This window comes from Christiangramia flava JLT2011 (assembly GCF_001951155.1).
In the GTDB taxonomy this organism is placed as follows: domain Bacteria; phylum Bacteroidota; class Bacteroidia; order Flavobacteriales; family Flavobacteriaceae; genus Christiangramia; species Christiangramia flava.
The window spans coordinates 2,007,999-2,029,048 of record NZ_CP016359.1 but is presented as its reverse complement, the minus strand read 5'-3'; the positions used below and the strand labels follow the sequence as shown (position 1 = coordinate 2,029,048).

The following is a 21,050-nucleotide window of genomic DNA, read 5'->3' as shown; positions in this document are numbered from 1 at the left end:
AGTTGCTAAAAATTTTGTGATTGGTCGAAAATTGCCACGGCTCTTACAGGCGAACCGGTTCCTCCTCGTATTTTAAGCGGAAAAGCACAAAATCTGAAACGGCCTCGGTCCACCAGTTTATCCAGGTTGATCATATTTTCATAATGCGTAAATCCCAATTCCCCGCAAATGTGGTGGACTTCTTTATTGGAAATCTTCGGAACGCCTGGCGACATGGTCTCCACACCAAATGCTGAGATCCCATGGTTTCCCATTCACCTGGCGGCTTCAGCTGAAATTCCCGGTCCGTCGGGCCAGTTTTCAGTATTAAAATGCTTTTGATAATGACCCGTATGGAGCAAAATAGTATCGCCAGCTTTCAGAGTTTCATCGATATCTTTTAGTTTTTGCTGAATTTCTTCAGAAGTAATGATCTCCTTCAATCCCTTTTCAGAAAAATCAAGGCAAAGACCCTCCGTATAAAACATGCTCAGCGGCATGGTGTCTATAGATTTACCTTTATCCTCCTTCCGCATATGGCTTAAAGCATCCACATGCGTGCCGGTATGTTCGCTCATTTCCAGCTTATATACACTTGGAGTTGGCTCGCCAATGATCTCTTCCCCATTCCATTCTTCATGCGAAGCATGCATGCAGATTTTCACTTCAGGAAGAACTTTATAGACAGGCATTCCATCGTAAATTTCCTGGCTCAGATCAATAATTTCCATTATTCTGATTTCTGGTTCAGCAAATCTAACAGGTTTACGTCGTTTCCAAGAAGCACTTCTTCAGAATTAATCCTGTTTTTTGTTGAAGCATTTTCCAGTTTTAAAACACCACGCGGACAAACCGCAGAACAAATTCCGCAGCCCACACAACTGGAGCGAACGATATTCTGACCTTTCTGGGCGTACGCGCGAACATCGATGCCCATTTCGCAATAAGTGGAACAATTACCACAGGAAATACACTGCCCCCCATTTGTCGTTATTCGGAATTTGGAAAACAAACGCTGCTGCATTCCAAGGATCGCCGCCATAGGGCATCCAAAACGGCACCAGACGCGACTTCCGAAGATTGGGTAAAATCCAACACCAATTACCCCGGAAAATGCTGCGCCAATCAGAAAACCATACCATTCACGCAATTTATAAGCATCAAAAAAGAAGATATTATAATTCCCACCGAAATAGTTGATCGAAATAATTCCTAAAATGATGGCGAGATACGCAATGGCACCAATTTTGGCATCCTTTGCCAGTTCGTTGCGCTTAAATATCATGATCAAACTGAAAATTACCGTAAGCAGTCCGGCCATGCCCCATAAAAAGAGATCTTTGGTCAGCCAGAAACGATCGGCATTTTCACCGAGGTAGGAATAAACAACGGCAATGGTCATTACCGTTACAAAAACCAAAACGGAATGTATGACCCAGCGCTCGACCTTCCAGGCAAACTGCGATTTATCAGACAAATGGCGATAAGGGTCTCCGGCAGTTTCTGCGAGACCACCACAACCACAAACCCAGGAGCAATACCACCTTTTGCCATACCTGTAAGTAAGGATTGGTGTGATCACGAAAATGGAAATAATTCCGAAGATGAGCATCAAAACACCCAAATTACCAGCAGACAGGAATCCGTCGATGCGATAACCGGCGAACAGGTCGTAATTGAGTGGCCAGATATTTTTGAAATCGTAATAAGGTTCGTTCAGTTTTGCCAGAATCTCCGGGATGATAAACGCGAAAGCAGTCTGGAAGAACATGACCGAAATTGTGCGAATCACTTCGTACCTGTTATGGCGATATTTCAGAATAAATTTAAAGCCGAAAATCAAAATTGCCAGCGTATAAAGCGTTCCGTACACAAACCACTGGCTGGCAGGATTACCACTAATAATTCGGCTTAAAGGATCAAAAAGTGCTATGACACCCGTATTGTCACCTTCCGCATTGAGTCCCAAATATTGTGGAAACCAATAAAGAATAATATAAAACAGTGTGAGGGCAATTCCTGCTATCCAACCCAGAATTCCACGATTGGTCATGGATTTAAACCAGACACCGTCATTTTTGATTCCGGCATGCTTACCATTGTAAGCATGGACCGCAAAAACAATGGTTCCAATGCTGATCAAACCTAAAGACAGACTTAGAAAAAGTGCTTTATTCGGAAAACTGACGTTTGCAACTGCCAACAGCAAAATGCTCAAACCAATTAATCCCGCGGTTGTGGCAATTTTCTGAATTGTTGAAATAGATGCCGGGCTTTCACCGGTCATAGCCATATTATGTTCTATTCTACTCATATCGTTGCCTGCTGCAGGTTATTTTTAAAACTTTGAAATATTTGTTTTTCATAACGATCATAAAACTCCGGATCGAAATTGGCCTCTTTAAGATTTGCCAGTACATAACCAATTTTACGCTGTTCATTCAGCCAGCGATCGATCACTTCATGCCGAAGCCTGATTCCATACGTATTGATTCCCTGAAACAATTCTGTTTCCGAATTAAAAGAAATCGTGATTGCTCTAGGTTCAGTGGTATGTTGCCAGCGAAAGTGTTTTTCATATTCCTTCGGTTTTGACCATACCCAGCCATATGTTTGATATTCCACATCGAAAAATTTAGCCGAATTGAACCAGTTTCCGGGATTGTATTTTTGCTTATTCCCGGTTAAAGTCAGGGCCACAGTTTCACCCATCATACGGCCTGTATACCAAACAGCCTCCACAGGTTTTCGCTGACCGATCGCCTTTCGCTGCTGTGCGCAGTCTCCAATTGCATAAACATCAGGAATATTCGTTTCCAGAAATTCATTAACGAGAATTCCATTATCAGTTTCTAATTCTGAACCTTTTAAAAATTCAATTGCCGGTCTCACCCCGGCACAAAGGCCTACCAGTTCACATTCAATTTCTTCTCCGGTTGAGGTAGTAACCGATCGCACCCTACCATTTTCACCTGGATTGATCGTTTCAAGCTGGGTCTCTTTCAGAATTTTCACTCCGTGAGATTCGATATGTTCAGCAATCATTTTAGCATCTTTTAGTGGCAGAACGCTATGCCAGAACTCTTTTTCCCGAACGAGCATAGTAACCTCGATCTTACGTGTTCTAAGCATTTCTGCCAGTTCCACGCCTATCAAACCTCCACCAACAATCACTGCTTTTCGGGTGAATTTGGTATTTTCTTCCAGCTCGATCAAATCCTGTTTACTAACCAGTCCCTGCACGCCAGGCAAATCCTGCCCTTCCCAACCGAATTTATTCGGGATTGAACCTGTAGCCAGGACTAATTGATCGTATTCTATCGGGCTTCCGGAAGAAAGTCTTAATTTTTTCTGATCAAAATCGATCTTTTCCACCCAGGCTTTCACCAGGTTCAGGTCATTCTTCTCCCAGAACCAGTTTTCATAGGGCTGTAAATGATCCCATTTCATATGACCCATATAAACATACATCAAAGCTGTTCTGGAAAAGAAATAATCTGATTCCCCGGAAATTATCGTGATCTTATGATCTGATCTTTTCCGAATATGACGAGCTGCAGTGATGCCGGAAATTCCGTTGCCAAGAATAACAATATGCTTCATGAAAATTTCATAATTTGGCAATGAACTGTCGCTGAGAATTGCGGAAGTCCTGCATAGTAAAGTACGCAGAAATATAGCAGAATCCCAAGACCGTATTCAATTAAGATGAAAACTACCAAATTGCTTTTTAGAAATGATTTTTCCAGCATGCTTTTGCTGATGTTGCTTTGGGTTTCTGCCAGTTCCTGCCAATCTGATCAATTACTGAAAAAGTACAATGGGATAAGCCTGGTCGCTTCTCGCGATAGCCTAACGGAAAAACAGGCAAACCGATTGATAGATATCAACGCAAACGCCGCTGCGTTGATGCCCTATGCTTTTCTTAGTTCGGAAGATTCTCCCGAGTTACATTTTAATTCAGACAGGCAATGGTTTGGGGAGCGGGTGGAAGGCATTGAACAGGCAATAGACAAATTGCATCAGCATAACATAAAAGTGATGATGAAGCCACACATCTGGCTTCGGAATGGATCATTTACCGGAGATCTTAATTTTAAAACTGATCAAGACTGGGCTCAATTCGAAAACTCTTACCGGGAATATATTTTGCTGTATGTTGAAATCGCCGAAAAACACCAGGTGGAACTTTTCTGTATCGGCACAGAACTCTACAATTTTGTAAAAAACAGGCCTGAATTCTGGGGTGAATTGATTGCTGAAATTCGTGATCAATATCATGGCAAACTTGTTTATGCTGAAAACTGGGATAAAGTAGATCAAACAGAAATTTGGAAATCGCTGGATTATATTGGTGTCGATGCATACTTCCCATTAAGCGACAAAGTCGCACCGAAACTACAGGAAATCAGGTCGGGCTGGCAGAAACATAAATCGATGTTGAAAGATCTTTCCGAGGAATATGACAAACCCGTTCTCTTTACAGAATACGGTTACCGAAGTATTGATTTTGCTGTAAAAGAGCCCTGGCATTCGGGCAGGGAAAAAACTGAAACGAATCATGGTTTACAAGCTCGCGCTCTGGAAGCCACCTACCAGGAATTCTGGACAGAAAACTGGTTTGCAGGAGGGTTTCTTTGGAAATGGCATCAGCATGAAACCAGCGGCGGACTTGAAAACGATCGTTTTACTCCGCAAAATAAACCTGCGGAAAATACCATAAAAGAATACTACAGGAAATTTAAGCGTTAACCCGCTTGTAGTAATGGCTGTAGAGTTCTTCTGCTGTAGCACCTCGCCTTCTCTTCCAGTAAATCTCTATAAAAAGTCGTTGGGTATTCCAAACGCCAAGACGATTGTAGAGCCTGGCAGAAGTAGTGATCCACTGCTTGATAACCGTAAATTGCTTTTTAATATATAGGCGCCTTATTATCTCATTATCCTCATAGACCTTATAATTTTCATCAAAACCTCCTATTTCATGGAATAAGTCCTTTTCGACAAATAAAGACTGATCGCCTCCCCGACACGAAATATGGTTCACTTTGGTGAATTGGCCCATTAAGTTAAGCCACCAGTGATTTTTATCAAATTTCATTTGAAAACAACCGGCTTTCTTTCCCTTCTTGACCGCATCAATTATAAGCTGATCAAAATGCACTGGAGGAAAACTATCAGCATGAAGAAAATACAGGATTTCACCTTTTGCGATACTGGCACCCGTGTTCATTTGCACCGCCCGCCCTTTATCTGAAGGAAGGTAAAAAACCTTTGGATGATCTTTTGCAATTCTGGCTGTACGATCGGTACTACCACCATCCACCACGATTATTTCCTTTATCAATCCTGCGGAAGCAACCGATAAATGTTCCAGCAGCTTCGGAAGTTGTGCCTCTTCATTAAAAACCGGGATGATGATACTCAGCATCCTATTTAATTTCATTTAAATTCCAGTCGTAATCTTTATAAGTAATTCTCACTCCCGAATTGATCTTGGTATTCGAGAACTTGTTCACATAATCTATTACAGTTCCGTTTTCAGTGAAATCCTTTTTATACCAGTCGAAAATTGAAGAAAGTTTCGCTGAATTTTTCGAAATATCATTTTTATCGGAATTGATAAATTCAATGGCTGCTTTATCCAATTGTTCATTGATATGCGCAGCGGTATAGGCCTCGTTCATCAATTTTGGGCAGGACATGGAAGCGCAGTTAATGGCAAAATGAATTCGCGGTTCCTTCATTTTCCGAAGAATACTATTCTCAATTCCTCCCAGCGAAATAGTTTTATCGCCGACTTTCACAAAATCGTTGGTCCATGCTCCTTTAATATCCTTGATACTTTTCACCGGATAATTTTTTAAGATCAGGTCAACCGTATAGGCATTGTACAAATTGATGTAATAGGCCAATTGTTCCTGTACAGACCAGTCTTTCGTTGGCTCCTGGTTAGATAACATTTCCAGGTATTTATTCAGTTTCTCCCGGTCATTTTTAAAATCCTTGTAATCTACCATTCCGTTAGATTTCACGTGTTTTTTCAGTAACTCGTCCCATATAGCGTGATCCACATTTACAGCGGAATTTGCCGTGGTAGAAGTAAGTTTATCTGGCACCTGTGTAGAAGGCAGGCCTTTACTTGTCAGTCCCGCGCTGGAAAGCAACGAGCAGGACGCGCAAAGACAAATACCTATTACAAAAACTGAAAGATTTAAAAATGACTTTTTCATAGTTTAATTTTTAGCAGCAGCCTCCACCATCATAATGAAAAGTAGATTCGCTGATGAATATATCGTCTCGTCCAAGCGCTGCCAGTGCACCCGCAGTTTTATCGCATACTGCCAGTGGCTGATTTTTGAGTAAAACATGACCTTTTTTATCATCAAAATGATCATCTTCTCCATAATAGATCGCCGCCTTACCGGTAAAAATACATGGTCCGTCTTCGGGCATTGGATCTTTAATCGCAGCAACTTCAATAGACTCTATATATACGAGTTCTTCGGTAGGATAGTTTTTAGGATCCAGAATTCGGTAAGGTTTTCTTGCGCGAATTTCAATTGTTCCGAAACCAACATCTGTCAACGCCTTAACATAATCGGCTATTGAAAGGCTTCCGCTTAAGCATAAAGCTCGCAGGCGCTCATCATTACGCAGTTCCTCGTTCATCTCCTGTTCGCAGGTTGGATCGCTCATCACGAGCCTGCCATGAGGCTTCAGTACGCGATACATTTCCTTAAGCGCTTTCGTAAGTTCTTCCGTTTTGAAAATATTGAAAAGACAGTTCTGTGCGGCAACATCGATAGAATTGTCTTCAACAGGGAGATCTGTAGCATCACCTTTTTTCAGGTCCACAAATTCCGATTTGAACCAGGGGTTCTGTTCTTCAGCAACTTTAAAATTCTTCCTGGAAGCTTCCAGCATCTCATCAACCACATCAATGCCCACCACACCATTTTTCTGACGAGAAAAATAGGCGAATTGCAGCAGTTCCATACCTCCGCCAACACCAACATAAAGAATTCGCGGATTATTGGTAAGATCCCTTGCATGAACGGTGCTTCCGCAGCCATAATTCATTTCCTGCATGATCTTCGGAATTTTCAACCCCGGAAGTTCCCAAATAGGATTCGTGGTGCAGCAAAGCCCCACTTCTGGCGTTAAGGCCGCATCTCGATAGACATTCTTGGTTGTTTCTAAGTAACTGCTCATATTAAACTTGCTGAAGTAATTCTTTAAATAATTTCACCATACTGGGTTCTGCTTTCGCGGCATTGGCCAGAATATCCTGAATATCTACCTTTTCAAGGTTCGAAGGATCGCCCTGATCTGTGATAACTGAAATTGCGGCAACAGGAATATGCAAATGATTAGCCACGATCACTTCAGGAACGGTACTCATTCCCACAGCATCTGCGCCGATCATTTTTAAATAGCGGTACTCCGCCCGTGTTTCCAGTTGAGGACCTAAGACCGATGCATAGACACCTTTATGAAGCGTGATATCGTGCTTTTTGGCAGCCACTTCAAAAATATCGTTCATCTCTTTATTGTAGGGTTCGCTCATATCTACAAAACGTTCCCCAAGTTTTTCAACTCCATGGAATGCCAGCGGCGAACCACCCTGCAAATTGATATGATCTTCGATGAGCATCAACTCCCCTTTTCCGAAGTTTAGATTGATCGCACCGGAAGCATTGGAAACCAGCAAACGCTTCATTCCCAAACGCTTCATGACGCGAACGGGATAGGTTACGTCAAAAAGGCTATAGCCTTCATATAAATGAAATCTTCCCTGCATGATTACAACCTTTTTCCCTTCGAGACTGCCAAAGATGAGCTTGCCCTTATGGAATTCGACCGTGGCCGTGGGAAAATAGGGAATATGATTATAGCTTACTTCTTTCTCGATCTCAACATCATCCAGCAACTGCCCAAGGCCGGTGCCCAGGATGATCCCCACTTCCGGCTCCCCGAAGCCGCGGGATTTCAAATAATCTACCGATTCATCTATACGGTCTGTCATAATTCTATAAATTTTTGGAAGGCCGGATGATCTCTAATATCATCCAGATAATCTACATCATTTCGGGGCTCCATCAACTTCAGCTGGTACTCTTGCAAATCCTGAAGCGTATTCTCCAGCACTGTATTGGTTCCCCAATTTTTGTTTTTAAATATTTCCGAATTTAAGGATTTCATTCCTAATAAATAGTATCCGCCATCAGTTGCCGGGCCAATAACGAAATCATGATTATTAAGAGACTCGAAAGCAAGCCGGATATCTTCTTCAGAAATATCATAGAGGTCTGTCCCGATGATTAGAATTCTCTCAAAACCCTCACTGAATCCATTTTCAAAAGCATGTTGCATCCTTTCACCAAGGTCCGGAGAGGACAATTGTTCTTTCTTTTGAAAAAGATCATTATCCCAGATATCACTATTATTGATCTCATCGGAATACCAAACCTGCCTGGTCGCAACGACTTTTGATGTGAATTTAACGGAATGATCTAATAAAAACTGGTAAATCTCCAGTGCTTTTTTATCTCCTACATCTTTTGCAAGCCTGGTTTTGACTTTTCCAGCCACCGGATTTTTAGTAAAGATTAAAAGAAGATTTTTTTCTGATTGTTCTGAGGTCACTAATATACTTTTTTACCGTTCGTAAGCCATTTAGCCCAGTTTTTAGAAAAAACATGCACACTATCAGTGGGCTTTCCATTCCTGAAAACGTCATAACCGGTATTTTTCCATTCAAATATTCCACCGTATAAATTAGATACATTAGAATAACCGGCTTTCCTGATCTTTTCAGCGATATTTTCAGAACGGATACCTATCGAGCAATATACCACGATGGGCGCAGACTTATTTTTAAATTTCTGTGAAAACTTTTCAATGGAAAATTCTTTATAACCAATAAACTCGGCCTGAGGCAGATGACTAACATCATATTCCTTTTTCTCCCTTGCATCTGCAACCAGCACTTTTTGATTAGTCTGCATCATTTTCAATTCCTGAACCGATACATAAGGCACTTCCTGATTATTGTATTTCTCAAGCAAATGCCTGAGATCACGCTGGCCGTGAGCCAGGTTCAGGCCGAAAAGGATCACTATCAGGTTTATATATAATTTCATCATTTTTTAATAGTTACGAAAATATTCAGGCGGTAGATGTTATGGTAATCTAAAACCTGATCAATTCACCCTGCCTGGACGCTTCCTCGGCTGGAAGAATTTCCATATTATCCCAAATTCCAGTTTTAAGAGTAGCTGCATATGCAGCAGGCAGGTTATTTTTAAGCATTAACTCGTTGGCTTTTACGTGATCATATTCCAGCTGCTGAAATTCAACTAAATTACTGGAGCTATCATCCAAGATCGCATACCAGGTCTTGTTTGAGCCGTCGTTGGCCGGCATCCCGATAACCCCAGGATTGATCCAAAGTTTTTCGTTTTTAGAATCTGAAAATGGCAAACCGCAATGCCCCGCCAGGATGATATCACTTTTCGTATGATCGAAATTTTGCTGTTTTTTATCCCAGCTGGTTGATTTGAAAATAAATTCTGAAGTATTGAAAAATGAACCGTGCACCACAAAAACCTTTTTCCCGGCATACCTAAACTGAATGTGTTCAGGGATATTCTTCATCCGGTTAACCGATTCTTTTGAAAGCATCATTTTCGCAAATGGATACCATTCTTTGGAAAAGTCATCACAACGCGAACCTTCGCGAAAATCGCATCCGCAATCCTCCTCATCATTCGCCAACTGGATTTCCACATTCCCGGCAATCGTTTGTGCTCCCCAACTTCTGAAAAACTGGATAGTTTCCTCGGGTTGCGAGCAATAACCGACTATATCGCCCGTGCAAATACAGTTTTCCGGAGAAATATCAAGATCTTCAGCCAGTTCTTGCAGGCTTTGCAAAGCCTGAAGATTGCTGTAAACTCCCCCAAAAACGAGAATTTTTCCAGACAACTCTCCTATATCATTTATTTTTTTATCCATTTCGGAATAAAGAATAAGATTATACAACTTAAAATTCCCCAAACATTGATCCATAACAGCTCTGCATAAGGGCCTTCGGTTAAAATCAGGTTTTTGGGAAAAGTTTCAAAAACGAGCAGCAACCCGAAAAATAATCCGCAGAAAACGCTCAAATAAAAGCTAATTTTCGGAACCTTTTTATTCCAGAAAATAAAAACCGGGGTCAAACCAATGACCATGGTTCCACTTATAGTCGTTGCTGAAAGAATTTCGGCTTCTAGGAAAATTGGGATCGTACCCAAAACTGCCACGCCGATCATCACCAGCCTCCCTATTCTTACTGTTTTCCCAAATTTCAGATCTACCGACAATAATTTTGAAGAGGAAGAAAATGTAGAATCGAGTGTGGAGGCAGCAGAAGTGATCATTATAAAATTAATGATCAGCAATATTCCAACACCAAAAGCTTTTCCTACCTCAACAGCAGCCTGACCTGCCATTCCTTCTTTTTGTGCGTAAACACCAATTATGCTGAAAAGTACGATACAAAGTCCGCCGAAGACACTGGAATACAGAAAGCTCTTTAATGTAATTTTGGGATTGCTAATGAAGCCTCGATCGGTCAACACAGGATCATGAAAAGGATAACTGAAGGATTGTAAAAGTGCCGCCAGGAGTAAATTCAGTCCGGTAGACATGCTCCAGGTTCCGGAATTTATCACTTCAGAAACTTCCAGTTCACCAATACTAAAAATACAGGCGAGAATCACAAAAAGCATCAAACCAAAAAGAACCATCTGGATCACATCGGTAAAAATAGAACTGCTTAACCCGCCTTTTATAGCGTAGGCCAGTGTCAGACCTGTAAAGACAAGAATCGACCAATAATATTCAGATGTTCCAATATCGCCAAAATAGCTACCAATCACCATGGTATTGGACCATACTTCATTAAACAAACGAATACTGATCAAAATGGAAAAAATGGCAATCGCGCCTCTTCCGAATTTCGAAATTAAAAAGTGATGAATACTACTGTAACCGCCCTTCGTTCGTAATAAATAGATCACCACACCAGCTACAGCAAAAGAAAGGTAGTAACCGGCATAAGCCAGACCACCAACAATCCCGAAGTCCAGCCCCAGATTGGCGGCATTGGTAATACTTTTGGCAAAAACCCAGGAAATGATCAGACTTCCCGTGAGCGTTAAAAAGCCGGGAGCCTTTTTTCCCAGCGTGGCACTAAAAAACTGGTTTTTAGATCGCGCTCTTGGAGAAATGATAAATAAGGCAATGCTGGAAAATATCAGCAGCCACCATTGCCAGTAAACCGGGTTTATTTCAGATAAATCTATGAGCATTTATAAATTATTCGCTGTCCCACCATACCGGCGCGTTGATGCTGTTACCATTCGTATTTTCGGCTGCCTGATCATAGTTTTCAGCATTTAAAGCTTCCTCTTCCGCAGGATACGGCATGCGCACAGGCAAAAGATCATTATTCAGACTGGCAGAAATGGGTTTTAAATTAGGAAAGCCCGTTCGTCTCCATTCTATCCAGCCTTCGTAGCCGTTTATCATATTGGCGATCCATTTTTGGGTAATGATCTGTTCCAAAGGATTCTCCCCTGCATCATAAGCCGCAGGACCTTCCAGATAATCACCTGGTAAAGGCGTGTTCCAATAGTCGAAAGCCTGCATCACTCCTTCGTTGTAAAGCATTTCCGCATCGGCCGAAATATACCCTTTTTCGGCAGCCTCTGCCAGCCAGAATTTCGTTTCCCAGGCTGTTAGAAAATTAGCATCCAGCATTGCCGTGTTCTCGCGAAAGATCATTCCAGCATAGGAATAATCTGCTGGAGAAATAGAGGTTTGCGAAGCGTCAATACCATTTATGAGACCGTTATAGGTGTTGCCATCATTGGCTGTTGGACGGAAAAGAACTGCCACCCGAGCATCATTTAATTCAGAAAGAATTTCGTCCATCGTTTCAGCCATCACAAAATTATTAAAATCACCAACTCTTAATTGCTCCATTCGGAAGCTGTTCGGTTCACCGGAAGTAAAATCAAAAACGGCATTCTGCTGGTTATTCATGATATAATCTCCCTCCGAATATATTTGCTGAAGTTCTGCCGAAACATCCATTTTCGAGGAAATTCGCATAAGATGTTTAATTCGAAGAGAATTGGCAAAACGAACCCATTTAGTTAGATCGCCATTGAATAAAATATCACCTTCCAGTGGAATACTGCCTTCATACGCCTGAATCGCAGCGATTCCTTTTGCTAGGTTATCAAGAATTCCTCCTTCACCTAAATAGATATCTTCCTGCGCATCGTATGCGGGAGTCGTAGTAAGTTCTTTTCCTCTAAAAGCATTATAATAAGGAACATCGCCATAAAGATCTGTAAGAGCCGCAGCCATATAAGCCTTTAAGATCAAAGCCGGACCTTCATAAACCCTGTAGGCAGGCTCATTTTGTGATTGTTGCAAAATGATTTCGTTATCCCGTAAATTGGTATAGATAACCGGCCAGGGATTACCACCTAATTGCGGAGATTTAAGTGCATGACGGTCAAAAAGGTTAAAATCCAGGGCTGTTAAATATTGCCCTAATAGATTACCTGCCACAAAACCTTCATAAGACATTTGCTCGCCGTAATCATAAATAACCTCACGAAGCAATAAAGAAGGCTCCACTTCCAGCGGTGCATTAGGATTGGTGTTGATCTCCTTAAAATCCTTGGTACAGGAATTCGCTGAAAGAATCAAAATCAAAATTGCTGATATATAAACTACTTTTTTCATTGCTAATTCCTTTAAAAATTAATTCCGGCTTTAAAGCCAATACTTCTTGTGGTGGCATAAGACATATCTTCCACCCCGCTAACAAAACCATTTCCCTGAACCGCCAATTGCTCCGGATCGAAATGTGGAATCTCACTGAAGGCAAAAAGATTACGGCCGATCAAAGCCAAATTCACCGTCCCGCCTTCTTTCATAAATCCAAGAGCATTCTTTTTCAGGTCAAAAGTATATCCCAGCGAAAACTGGCGCAGCTTCAAATAGGAAGCATCATAAACATTATTTTCTTCATGGTTGCGATCATAGAATTGACGGTAATAAGATTCTGCCGAAACACGCGTGGTGTTTTCTACATAGGTCGGGTTTTCTGGCGTGCCAACATTTACTACTCCGCTTGGCACAATTCCGTCTTCCCTGCCAGGCAAGGTCTCTTCCAACTGTCCACCAACGGCTGCCAGAGAAAGCGTTCTGGAAACCAGAATTCCGCCCTGTCTCCAATCAAATAAAAATGAGAGATTCCAGTTTTTGTAACTGAACTCATTATTAATTCCCATCATGAAATCAGGATTGTAATTCCCAAGTTTTTGCAGGTCATTATTCGCGATATAACGGCCATCTTCAGTTAAAATAAATCTCCCGTCATCAGTTTTTTGATAACCCGTTCCATAGAGGTCACCAATTCTTCCACCTTCTTCCACCTGCAACCAAACGGTCTGGTCAGGATTGTCATAAACCCTGTTGTAAGCCAGGGTAAGACGTCCGGCTTCCTGCGGCAGTTCTTCTACTTCGGAAATATTTCTGCTGAAATTGATCTTTGTATCCCACCTGAAATTATCTGAAAGTACAGGCACAGCCCCGGCAATGATCTCAACACCCTTTGACCGCACTTTACCAGCATTTACCACTTTTTGGGTGTATCCTGAAGAAATTCCGATTGGCAAAGAGAGTATTTGATCTTCTGTCAGCGCATTATAATATGTGAGATCAAAACTCAGGCGATCCCTAAAAAACCTGATATCCGCACCAACTTCAAAAGAAGTGGTCTGTTCCGGTCTTAAATTAGGGTTCGCAATAAAATCCTGATCGCTGAAAGTTGGCTGAGACAAATATGGCGTCTGTGCAACAAAAGCTCCTGTGGTCTGATAGGGATCAGTGTCATTCCCAACCTGCGCCCAGCTGGCCCTCAATTGTGCATAAGAAATTGCCTCTGGAAGATCGGTCACTTCAGACAAAATAAAACTAGAGGAAACAGATGGATAAAAGAACGATGTGTTATCTACCGAAAATGGTGTGGCAAGCGAACTCGACCAGTCATTTCTGCCCGTAACATCCAGAAATAAGAAATCTTTGTAACCAAATTTTGCAATTCCGTAGAAGCTATTGATGCGTTTTTCTGATTCGTACTGGTAAATTTCCACCGGCGATGCTGCATTGGTGAGCTTAAAAATTCCGGGCTGTGCAAGGGTTGAAGCTTGCGATTGCTTGTTGGAAGCATATTGGTCCAGTCTGTTTCCACCAAGGGAAATATCTGCGGAAAAGATTCCGAAATCTCGGTTGTAATTCAGCAAAAAGTCGGTATTCACTTCACGAAAAACTACTTCCTGTTCACCGTATGCTCCATTTTTAAACCTGTTTGAACTGAAAGCTCTTTTAAATTTCCGCAATTCTGAAGAATAATCCATTCCCGAACGAATGTGCAGACTTAGATTTGGTGTGATCTGCTGTTTTGCAGAAATATTCCCAAAAACACGGTCTCTTCCGAAGGAATTGGTGTTTTCGTACATGATGAAATAAGGATTATCAAAATAAGTATAGTTGTACGAAAACTGCTGAATATTTTCCAGCCCAGGCTGCCAGTAATCTTTCAAACTGTTTATGTTTAGAGATCGAGGTCCCCAGGCAACCAAAGAATAATTCAGGTTTTCTGAACCGTAACCGTTAGCAGGCCTATTATCACTGCCAGAATTGACATAATTAACAGTCGCATTTACTACCAGTCCTTTTAAAGGTTTGAAATTCAATTTTGCGGCAACCGTCTGCCTGTCGAGATCTACACCTGGTAAAATTGATTCACTGCGAAGATCGGTGAAGGCGAGGCGGTAATTTCCATTGGAAAAACCAGATGATACTGCCGCGTTATTGATCGTGGTAACGCCAGTTCGGTAAAAATCTTTCAGGTTATCTGGATGCGAAACAAAAGGTGTAGCAGAAATAGCTTCATTCCCATAAACCGAGGTATCCCCACCACGAACCACGGTACCGTCAGCAAGCATTACAGGGCTATCAAATTGCGGGATCATGTTACCTGCATCCAACCTTGGCCCCCAGCTATAAGTGATCAAATCGTTCACACCGCCGCCAAGACCATCCACGAACTCAAATTCTCTAGAATTTCCCTGACCATATTCATTTTGAAATTTTGGCAGCTGAAATGGTGTATCAATAAATACGCTGGAATTAATACTCACTCCCATTCCCTGAGCTTTTGAACCATCTTTCGTTTCAATTATGATCACCCCATTAGATGCCCGCGTACCATACAGTGCAGCGGCACTGGGACCTTTCAGTACAGAAACCGAAGCAATATCATCAGGATTGACCTCCATTGCACCGTTACCAAAATCTACTTCCTGGAAACCGGCAGCAGCTTCAGATGTTCGAGGGAAAACTGTATTATTATTTATAGGAGTGCCATCTACAATAAAAAGCGGGTTATTATTAGAAAAGGATGCTTCTCCCCTAATAACGATCTTAGTGGAAGAGCCGACTCCGGTTGCACCCTGACTGACCGTAACACCAGCCATTTTTCCGCCTAAATTATCTAAGAAATTAGGAGATTTTACCTCACTTATTTCACCGCTTTCCACACTTTGAACCGCGTAACCAAGCTCCCTTGTTTCGCGTTCCAGCCCCAGAGCGGTGATCACCACTTCGTTTAGCAATGCTTCAGCCTCGATCAGGCTAACATTTATTCGATCGCGACCGTTAATAGATACTGTTTTACTTTCAAAACCGAGCGAAGAAAATTCCAGATCTCCGTTGAGATCGGTTAATTGCAATTCATACAAGCCGTCGGAATTTGTTGTGGTTCCAACAGGCGAATTTTTCAGAATAACATTAACGAATGGCAGCGCGGCTCCCGAACTATCGGTGACTTTACCCGTGACGCGTTGCTGTGCAAAAATTGGTAATGACAGGCACATGGCAATGCCTACAAGAATATATTTCATTGGTTAGCCTCTTAAAGGTTTCAGATTTGTTTTATGATCCAGGTTTAAATCTGAAAAGGCGAACCTTTATTAAAAAAATGACGAATGAACACGAGTTGCTGCACTTGAATCATTTCGGAGAAAAATGTCTGTGCAGACTTCGTAATTTTAAGAATTATAGTTCGTAATACATCTCCAACAAACTGAAATGTATTGACGATATGCTTAAGATCAGATTCGTTATCTATATCTCTAAGGCGCTCCAGCCAAACAATGTTTTCGAACTTTTTGCCGAGTAAGCGCCTGATGCATTTAGTTAATTGAGCCGTTTGCCACGGCAGTTTCAGAAATTGTTTTTTACAGAACAACTCCTTCCGCATACCCATTAAGTAAAAACCCCCATCAAAAGATGGCCCCAGAACCATTCCATTGTTTTTAAGCGAGGTCGCGGTTCTTAGAATATGGTTTTTTGACAGCCCCGGTGTATCATTCCCGATACTAATCACATTTTGATAGCCTTTCTGAAAAACAGAGGCAATAGCGTGCGTAAACCGCTCACCAAAATTAGAGCCTTTCTGTTCTTCTTCTGAAAAAAGGAAATAAGGCAGACCGGTGCTTCTGGCAATTTTCAGCACCTTTTGATTAAGATGGTCAAATAGCAGTGCTGACCTTTGGATTTTCTTGGTCTTCAGTTCTTCCGAAGAAGAATTGGCAAAAATGAGTATGGCGGTTTTCCCGGTCATAAAGTTATTCGGCTACAGTTCCCTGGCAACTACTTCCAGCACCGGCAGTACAACCGTAACAATGCTGAGAAATCACGATTTCCCGATCATTCAGCAAGTCCTCGTTATATTCACTGATATGCTTCACTTTACTGTCTACCTTCAGCTCGAGCATCTGGTTGAAATCGCAATCATACAGCCAGCCGTCCCAGCTTATCGAAATGGTGTTTCTGCACATCACATTTTCTACAGCTGCAGGATTATAGGCATCTACCAGTGCATACATATAATCTTCATAATTTTCAGAAGCTATTAAATATTCCAGGAATCGGCTAATTGGCAGGTTTGTAATCGCAAAAAGATTATCAAAATCGATATTAAAGTCCTCTTTCAAAGCAACTTTAAAATCATTTTCCATGGCCTTCTGATTGGTTGGCAGAAAAGCTCCTGCAGGATTGTATACCAGATCCAGTTTTAAACCGGTTCCTTCCTTAGCATAACCAACCTTATTCAGCATTTGAAGAGCTTTTATCGATTTATCGAAAACTCCGCTGCCACGCTGCTTGTCTGTTTTCTCTCTTTTATAGAACGGAAGAGAAGACACCACGTGAACGTTGTGCTTTTTGAAGAATTCCGGTAGTTCGTGGTATTTTTTATTCGCCAGGATTATAGTAAGATTGGAACGAACGATAAAGTCTTTAATTCCGGCTTTTGAAGCTTCCTCCACAAACCACCTGAACTCCGGATTCATTTCTGGAGCTCCCCCCGTTAGGTCCAGGGTATGCGCGCCGGTAGTTTTGATCACTTCCAAACACTGTTGCATGGTTTCCCTGGTCATGATCTCTTTTCGGTCGGGACCTGCATCAACATGGCAGTGCGAACAGACCTGGTTGCACATATAGCCGAGATTTATCTGAAGGATTTCCAGTTTTCCTGGCTTGAACGGCTTATGACCTGTGTTGGCAATCTTATCTTTAAATCGAGGCAGATCACCATCTTCAAACATTCCGTTATCTAATATTTCCAATTGCTTTTTAGGACTGGAAAGATCATCTTTCCGCGCCTTTAGCGATTTAACTGACATAAATTGGTTTTAAAAATTAGTAGCTGAAAGCAAAAATTGCTTACATACTCAGCTTCTTATATTTATTCATCATTTGCACGCCATGAACTAAGGTTGCTCCACTTTCGATGGCTGCGCCCGCATGAACCGCCTCCATCATTTCCTCTTTGGTTATCCCGCGCTGCAAACCATCTTTGGTATAAGCATCGATACAATACGGACATTTTACCACGTGTGCTACCGCCAGTGCGATCAGGGATTTTTCTCTTGCAGACAGTGCTCCCTCCTCAAAAACTTTCCCGTAATAATCGAAAAATTTCGTTCCCAGTTCTTCACTCCACTCAGTGATCTCCCCAAACTTCCGAAGATCTGCCGGATCATAATAATTTTTAGACATGCTGTTGATTCTTTATAATATGTACGAATAGATTGGTCTTCCAGTTTTAGAAGATTTGCATCTGAAGGTAAGGCATTCGTAAACCCTATCCAAAACCAAATACCACTGCGCACGCGGGCGCAACGAAAATTAACAGTTTCGATCGATCAAAATAACGGAAAAGCCCCGTGAACAGGGCTTTATAACGTTTTTCGCACTAGATTTATCCCAATAGCTGATAAATAGCCTTACAATTCTTAATTTTTTCAGCCAAATAATAACTTTACGTTAATATTTTTTTACAATTGAATGTTAAAAAGCGTTAACTTTAATAGCGCTTTTTCTATGAGCTACACCATGAGAATTGACGTTAAAACCCTGCCAGTCAACGAAATAATGCAAGACCTTTCCGAAGGTTTCAAAACCGAATTGTTCAATAATAGCGGAGAATTTCGCATAGATATCCCCAAAGATTGCGGAGTTGGCTATATAAGGGGGAGCAGCTTTGATTCAGGCATTGGTTTTATCACTTATAACTGTCAATTTTACGAGGATGTGGAAATTCATTTCAGTCTTAACACAGTACATCCCTTAAAATTTATATTCTGTTCAGAAGGAATGGTGGGGCATTCTTTTCAGAAGACCGATCAGGTAAACAGCATCGACACTTACCAGAACATAGTGGTGAGCAGCAGCGGTTACGATGGCCATGTGCTCTATTTTAAAAAGAACACTCCCACGCATGTGTCGAGCCTGGAGATCATTCGCTCAGTTTTCGCTCATCGTTCCAATTACGATTTCAAAGATCTCGATCCAACTTTGAAGGAGCTTTTCAAGGATTCCGTTTCCAAGCAACAGTTCTTTTACCAGGGAAATTACAGCATCAAAGCTGCTGATTTGATGGAAGAGATCAACATCAAGGAGCACACCGGTTTCCTTCGAAGCCTGTTCCTGGAGGGAAAAGCTTTCGAGATGCTGGTGATCCAGATCGCACAGTACCAGGATGACGAAAACAGTGACAATCTTCCGCAGATCCTTCGGAAATCAGACATCCAAAAAGTGGATTACGTGGCTAAACGCATCCAGGGCGACCTCAGCACCAATCATACGGTGGAAGCGCTCGCCAAGGAGGCCGGAACCAACGTGAACAAACTTCAGGAAGGCTTCAAATATGTGTACAATCTTACCGTGAACAAATACATGCAGCAGGTAAAACTGGAAGCCGCGAAGGAAATGCTGATGAATTCTGAAAAGAATATTTCAGAGATCGTGACAGCGATAGGTTTGAATAACAGAAGCTACTTTTCAAAAGTATTTAAAGAGAACTACGGCGTGAGTCCGAAATATTTCCTGAAAGCCCGGAAAGCTATCAAGGAAGAACTGGATGACCAGGATTAATTTCCGGTGAATTTCGAAGGAATTTCCCGGGGATCAAAATCCCATAAATACGGCAGACCGAAGTAGATTATTAAGCTGATCACTACTATCGAAAGTATATTCAGCCAGAAACCGGTTCGGATCATATCGGGTATTTTCAGGTATCCGGAACCAAAAACCACCGCATTGGGCGGCGTGGCAACGGGAAGCATAAAAGCACAGGATGCGGCAAGGGTGGCTCCTACCATCAAAAAGTATGGATGCAGGTTAAGGGCCAGCGCCATCGAGGCCAAAATGGGTAAGAGCATGGCTGTTGTTGCGAGGTTCGAAGTGATTTCGGTTAAGAAATTTACGGCGGCTACCAGGATCACAACCAGTAACAATAACGGAAGGTTTTCCAGGTTCACCAACTGACTCCCGATCCATTCTGCCAGGCCGGTCTCGCTAAAACCGGTAGCCAGCGCCATCCCTCCTCCAAAGAGAATGATAATGCCCCAGGGAATCTGCACCGCTTCTTCCCAGGTGAGCAATTTTCGGTCAGCGTCTCCTGCCGGGACGAGGAAAAGCAGGACCGCCGCCGCCATCGCTATGATCGTGTCGTCTATTGCCGGAAAAAGCTTCTGAAGTAAAAAACTTCGGCTGATCCAGCAAAAGGCGGTAATGATAAAAATAATCATCACTCTTTTTTCCGAAGCGCGCATGTTCCCTAATTGCTTCAGAAGCCGCCTGATTTCCTGTTTACCACCGGGAAATTCCTTTTGTTTAAAATCAAATGCCCTGGATGTCAAATATTGATAACACAGGAACAAAACCAGCGCGGAAACCGGGAGACCCAGGACGATCCATTTACTAAAGGAAATTTCGATCCCGTATAATTCTTCCACGATTCCGGCCAGGACCAGGTTAGGCGGTGTTCCTATAAGCGTAGCGATCCCACCAATAGAGGCACTGTAGGCAATGGCCAACATAAGGGCTTTTCCGAAGATCTCGGTTTCATTTTCGACCGTTTTCGGATTATCTTTCAGCTGGGCGATAATAGCCGTTCCAATAGGCAGCATCATTACTGAAGTCGCGGTATTGGAGATCCACATAGACAGGAATGCAGTCGCCAGCATGAAGCCTAAGATAATCTTCTTGATATTCGACCCGATAAGGTTGATGATGTTCAAAGCAATTCTTTTATGTAAACCCCAGCGTTCGATAGCCGCCGCGAGGATGAACCCACCGAGGTACAAAAACACATATTTATGGCCGTAAGATTCCGTCGTAGTTCCAATGTCTATCGCTCCGGTCAAAGGAAAAAGAACGATAGGCAAAAGAGCAGTCACAGCAATCGGAACCGCCTCCGTCACCCACCAGAGCGCCATCCAGATGGTCACACAGAGGACGGAAAAGGCATTTTCAGACAGACCTTCTGGCCCGCCCAGAAATTGCAAGAATAAAAAAATCGCCGGACCGGCGAATAAGGTGATTTTCTTTAAAACTGAAGACATTCCAATCGCGTTTTCATCGGGAAGATA

Annotated in this window: 20 protein-coding genes; 2 read left to right on the top strand and 18 right to left on the bottom strand. The window is 42.2% G+C overall.

Going from position 1 to position 21,050, the window contains the following annotated elements; translation table 11 throughout:
• Positions 1 to 5: 5 nt before the first annotated feature.
• From GRFL_RS18220 to GRFL_RS08795, 4 genes are read right to left on the bottom strand one after another with little or no spacing between them, the layout of a single operon-like run.
• Positions 6 to 254, bottom strand: coding sequence for a cyclase family protein (locus tag GRFL_RS18220; RefSeq protein ID WP_236995782.1), 249 nt, complete (start codon positions 252 to 254; stop codon positions 6 to 8).
• On the bottom strand, positions 255 to 710 hold the full coding sequence (locus GRFL_RS18215; protein ID WP_236995781.1) for a cyclase family protein: 456 nt from the start codon (positions 708 to 710) through the stop codon (positions 255 to 257).
• A complete protein-coding gene (locus tag GRFL_RS08800) occupies positions 710 to 2,293 on the bottom strand; it encodes a 4Fe-4S binding protein (RefSeq protein ID WP_083644267.1) in 1,584 nt (527 codons plus the stop codon). Before GRFL_RS08800 ends, GRFL_RS18215 begins: the two co-directional genes overlap by 1 nt.
• Positions 2,290 to 3,582 (bottom strand): NAD(P)/FAD-dependent oxidoreductase, encoded by a 1,293-nt coding sequence (locus GRFL_RS08795; RefSeq protein WP_083644266.1) that lies wholly within the window; start codon positions 3,580 to 3,582, stop codon positions 2,290 to 2,292. Before GRFL_RS08795 ends, GRFL_RS08800 begins: the two co-directional genes overlap by 4 nt.
• 105 nt (positions 3,583 to 3,687) lie before the next feature.
• Between GRFL_RS08795 and GRFL_RS08790 the strand changes: the two genes are divergently transcribed.
• Positions 3,688 to 4,731, top strand: a complete 1,044-nt coding sequence (locus GRFL_RS08790; RefSeq protein WP_083644265.1) for a glycoside hydrolase family 113 — start codon at positions 3,688 to 3,690, stop codon at positions 4,729 to 4,731.
• Here the strand turns inward: GRFL_RS08790 and GRFL_RS08785 are convergent.
• From GRFL_RS08785 to GRFL_RS08725, 13 genes are read right to left on the bottom strand one after another with little or no spacing between them, the layout of a single operon-like run.
• On the bottom strand, positions 4,721 to 5,407 hold the full coding sequence (locus tag GRFL_RS08785) for a TIGR04283 family arsenosugar biosynthesis glycosyltransferase (protein WP_083644264.1): 687 nt from the start codon (positions 5,405 to 5,407) through the stop codon (positions 4,721 to 4,723). The two genes, GRFL_RS08790 and GRFL_RS08785, sit on opposite strands and share 11 nt — an antisense overlap.
• Position 5,408: 1 nt before the next feature.
• Positions 5,409 to 6,209 (bottom strand): DUF547 domain-containing protein, encoded by an 801-nt coding sequence (locus tag GRFL_RS08780; protein WP_083644263.1) that lies wholly within the window; start codon positions 6,207 to 6,209, stop codon positions 5,409 to 5,411.
• A gap of 10 nt (positions 6,210 to 6,219) precedes the next feature.
• Complete coding sequence (gene arsM / locus GRFL_RS08775) at positions 6,220 to 7,191, bottom strand: arsenosugar biosynthesis arsenite methyltransferase ArsM (RefSeq protein ID WP_083644262.1); 972 nt, start codon at positions 7,189 to 7,191, stop codon at positions 6,220 to 6,222.
• A 1-nt stretch (position 7,192) separates the two neighbouring features.
• Positions 7,193 to 8,005, bottom strand: a complete 813-nt coding sequence (locus GRFL_RS08770; RefSeq protein ID WP_083644261.1) for a purine-nucleoside phosphorylase — start codon at positions 8,003 to 8,005, stop codon at positions 7,193 to 7,195.
• Positions 8,002 to 8,625, bottom strand: a complete 624-nt coding sequence (locus GRFL_RS08765) for a TIGR04282 family arsenosugar biosynthesis glycosyltransferase (RefSeq protein ID WP_083644260.1) — start codon at positions 8,623 to 8,625, stop codon at positions 8,002 to 8,004. The genes GRFL_RS08770 and GRFL_RS08765 overlap by 4 nt, the downstream gene beginning before the upstream one ends.
• Positions 8,625 to 9,125: a rhodanese-like domain-containing protein gene (locus tag GRFL_RS08760; protein WP_341475740.1), complete on the bottom strand. Its 501-nt coding sequence runs from the start codon at positions 9,123 to 9,125 to the stop codon at positions 8,625 to 8,627. The genes GRFL_RS08765 and GRFL_RS08760 overlap by 1 nt, the downstream gene beginning before the upstream one ends.
• 46 nt (positions 9,126 to 9,171) lie before the next feature.
• On the bottom strand, positions 9,172 to 9,996 hold the full coding sequence (locus GRFL_RS08755) for a metallophosphoesterase family protein (RefSeq protein ID WP_083644258.1): 825 nt from the start codon (positions 9,994 to 9,996) through the stop codon (positions 9,172 to 9,174).
• The gene (locus GRFL_RS08750; RefSeq protein ID WP_423738266.1) at positions 9,981 to 11,336 is read right to left on the bottom strand and encodes an SLC5/6 family protein; all 1,356 of its coding nucleotides are present in this window, start codon (positions 11,334 to 11,336) and stop codon (positions 9,981 to 9,983) included. Before GRFL_RS08750 ends, GRFL_RS08755 begins: the two co-directional genes overlap by 16 nt.
• 7 nt (positions 11,337 to 11,343) lie before the next feature.
• A complete protein-coding gene (locus GRFL_RS08745) occupies positions 11,344 to 12,786 on the bottom strand; it encodes a SusD/RagB family nutrient-binding outer membrane lipoprotein (RefSeq protein WP_083644257.1) in 1,443 nt (480 codons plus the stop codon).
• Between the two features lie 11 nt (positions 12,787 to 12,797).
• Positions 12,798 to 16,013, bottom strand: coding sequence for a SusC/RagA family TonB-linked outer membrane protein (locus tag GRFL_RS08740; RefSeq protein ID WP_083644256.1), 3,216 nt, complete (start codon positions 16,011 to 16,013; stop codon positions 12,798 to 12,800).
• Positions 16,014 to 16,057: 44 nt separating this feature from the next.
• Positions 16,058 to 16,735 carry a TIGR04282 family arsenosugar biosynthesis glycosyltransferase gene (locus GRFL_RS08735; RefSeq protein ID WP_083644255.1) on the bottom strand — a complete coding sequence of 226 codons (678 nt, stop codon included), beginning with the start codon at positions 16,733 to 16,735 and terminating at the stop codon, positions 16,058 to 16,060.
• A 4-nt stretch (positions 16,736 to 16,739) separates the two neighbouring features.
• On the bottom strand, positions 16,740 to 17,798 hold the full coding sequence (gene arsS / locus GRFL_RS08730; protein WP_083644254.1) for an arsenosugar biosynthesis radical SAM (seleno)protein ArsS: 1,059 nt from the start codon (positions 17,796 to 17,798) through the stop codon (positions 16,740 to 16,742).
• Between the two features lie 40 nt (positions 17,799 to 17,838).
• The gene (locus tag GRFL_RS08725; RefSeq protein WP_083644253.1) at positions 17,839 to 18,174 is read right to left on the bottom strand and encodes an arsenosugar biosynthesis-associated peroxidase-like protein; all 336 of its coding nucleotides are present in this window, start codon (positions 18,172 to 18,174) and stop codon (positions 17,839 to 17,841) included.
• Positions 18,175 to 18,498: 324 nt separating this feature from the next.
• On the opposite strand from GRFL_RS08725, the gene GRFL_RS08720 reads away from it, so the two are divergent.
• The gene (locus tag GRFL_RS08720; protein ID WP_236995780.1) at positions 18,499 to 19,551 is read left to right on the top strand and encodes a helix-turn-helix domain-containing protein; all 1,053 of its coding nucleotides are present in this window, start codon (positions 18,499 to 18,501) and stop codon (positions 19,549 to 19,551) included.
• On the opposite strand, the gene GRFL_RS08715 is transcribed toward GRFL_RS08720, so the two are convergent.
• Positions 19,548 to 21,023, bottom strand: a complete 1,476-nt coding sequence (locus GRFL_RS08715; protein WP_083644252.1) for an SLC13 family permease — start codon at positions 21,021 to 21,023, stop codon at positions 19,548 to 19,550. The genes GRFL_RS08720 and GRFL_RS08715 overlap by 4 nt on opposite strands.
• Between the last annotated feature and the right edge of the window lie 27 nt (positions 21,024 to 21,050).

Bases quoted from the DNA above. Each gene is read 5' to 3' on its own strand.
- GRFL_RS08745 (WP_083644257.1), bottom strand. From the start codon at position 12,786: ATGAAAAAAGTAGTTTATATATCAGCAATTTTGATTTTGATTCTTTCA.
- GRFL_RS08735 (WP_083644255.1), bottom strand. From the start codon at position 16,735: ATGACCGGGAAAACCGCCATACTCATTTTTGCCAATTCTTCTTCGGAA.
- GRFL_RS08790 (WP_083644265.1), top strand. From the start codon at position 3,688: ATGAAAACTACCAAATTGCTTTTTAGAAATGATTTTTCCAGCATGCTT.
- GRFL_RS08800 (WP_083644267.1), bottom strand. From the start codon at position 2,293: ATGAGTAGAATAGAACATAATATGGCTATGACCGGTGAAAGCCCGGCA.
- GRFL_RS08760 (WP_341475740.1), bottom strand. From the start codon at position 9,125: ATGATGAAATTATATATAAACCTGATAGTGATCCTTTTCGGCCTGAAC.
- GRFL_RS08755 (WP_083644258.1), bottom strand. From the start codon at position 9,996: ATGGATAAAAAAATAAATGATATAGGAGAGTTGTCTGGAAAAATTCTC.
- GRFL_RS18215 (WP_236995781.1), bottom strand. From the start codon at position 710: ATGGAAATTATTGATCTGAGCCAGGAAATTTACGATGGAATGCCTGTC.
- arsS (WP_083644254.1), bottom strand. From the start codon at position 17,798: ATGTCAGTTAAATCGCTAAAGGCGCGGAAAGATGATCTTTCCAGTCCT.
- GRFL_RS08720 (WP_236995780.1), top strand. From the start codon at position 18,499: ATGAGCTACACCATGAGAATTGACGTTAAAACCCTGCCAGTCAACGAA.
- arsM (WP_083644262.1), bottom strand. From the start codon at position 7,191: ATGAGCAGTTACTTAGAAACAACCAAGAATGTCTATCGAGATGCGGCC.
- GRFL_RS08740 (WP_083644256.1), bottom strand. From the start codon at position 16,013: ATGAAATATATTCTTGTAGGCATTGCCATGTGCCTGTCATTACCAATT.
- GRFL_RS08785 (WP_083644264.1), bottom strand. From the start codon at position 5,407: ATGCTGAGTATCATCATCCCGGTTTTTAATGAAGAGGCACAACTTCCG.
- GRFL_RS18220 (WP_236995782.1), bottom strand. From the start codon at position 254: ATGGGAAACCATGGGATCTCAGCATTTGGTGTGGAGACCATGTCGCCA.
- GRFL_RS08725 (WP_083644253.1), bottom strand. From the start codon at position 18,174: ATGTCTAAAAATTATTATGATCCGGCAGATCTTCGGAAGTTTGGGGAG.
- GRFL_RS08795 (WP_083644266.1), bottom strand. From the start codon at position 3,582: ATGAAGCATATTGTTATTCTTGGCAACGGAATTTCCGGCATCACTGCA.
- GRFL_RS08780 (WP_083644263.1), bottom strand. From the start codon at position 6,209: ATGAAAAAGTCATTTTTAAATCTTTCAGTTTTTGTAATAGGTATTTGT.
- GRFL_RS08770 (WP_083644261.1), bottom strand. From the start codon at position 8,005: ATGACAGACCGTATAGATGAATCGGTAGATTATTTGAAATCCCGCGGC.
- GRFL_RS08715 (WP_083644252.1), bottom strand. From the start codon at position 21,023: ATGTCTTCAGTTTTAAAGAAAATCACCTTATTCGCCGGTCCGGCGATT.
- GRFL_RS08750 (WP_423738266.1), bottom strand. From the start codon at position 11,336: ATGCTCATAGATTTATCTGAAATAAACCCGGTTTACTGGCAATGGTGG.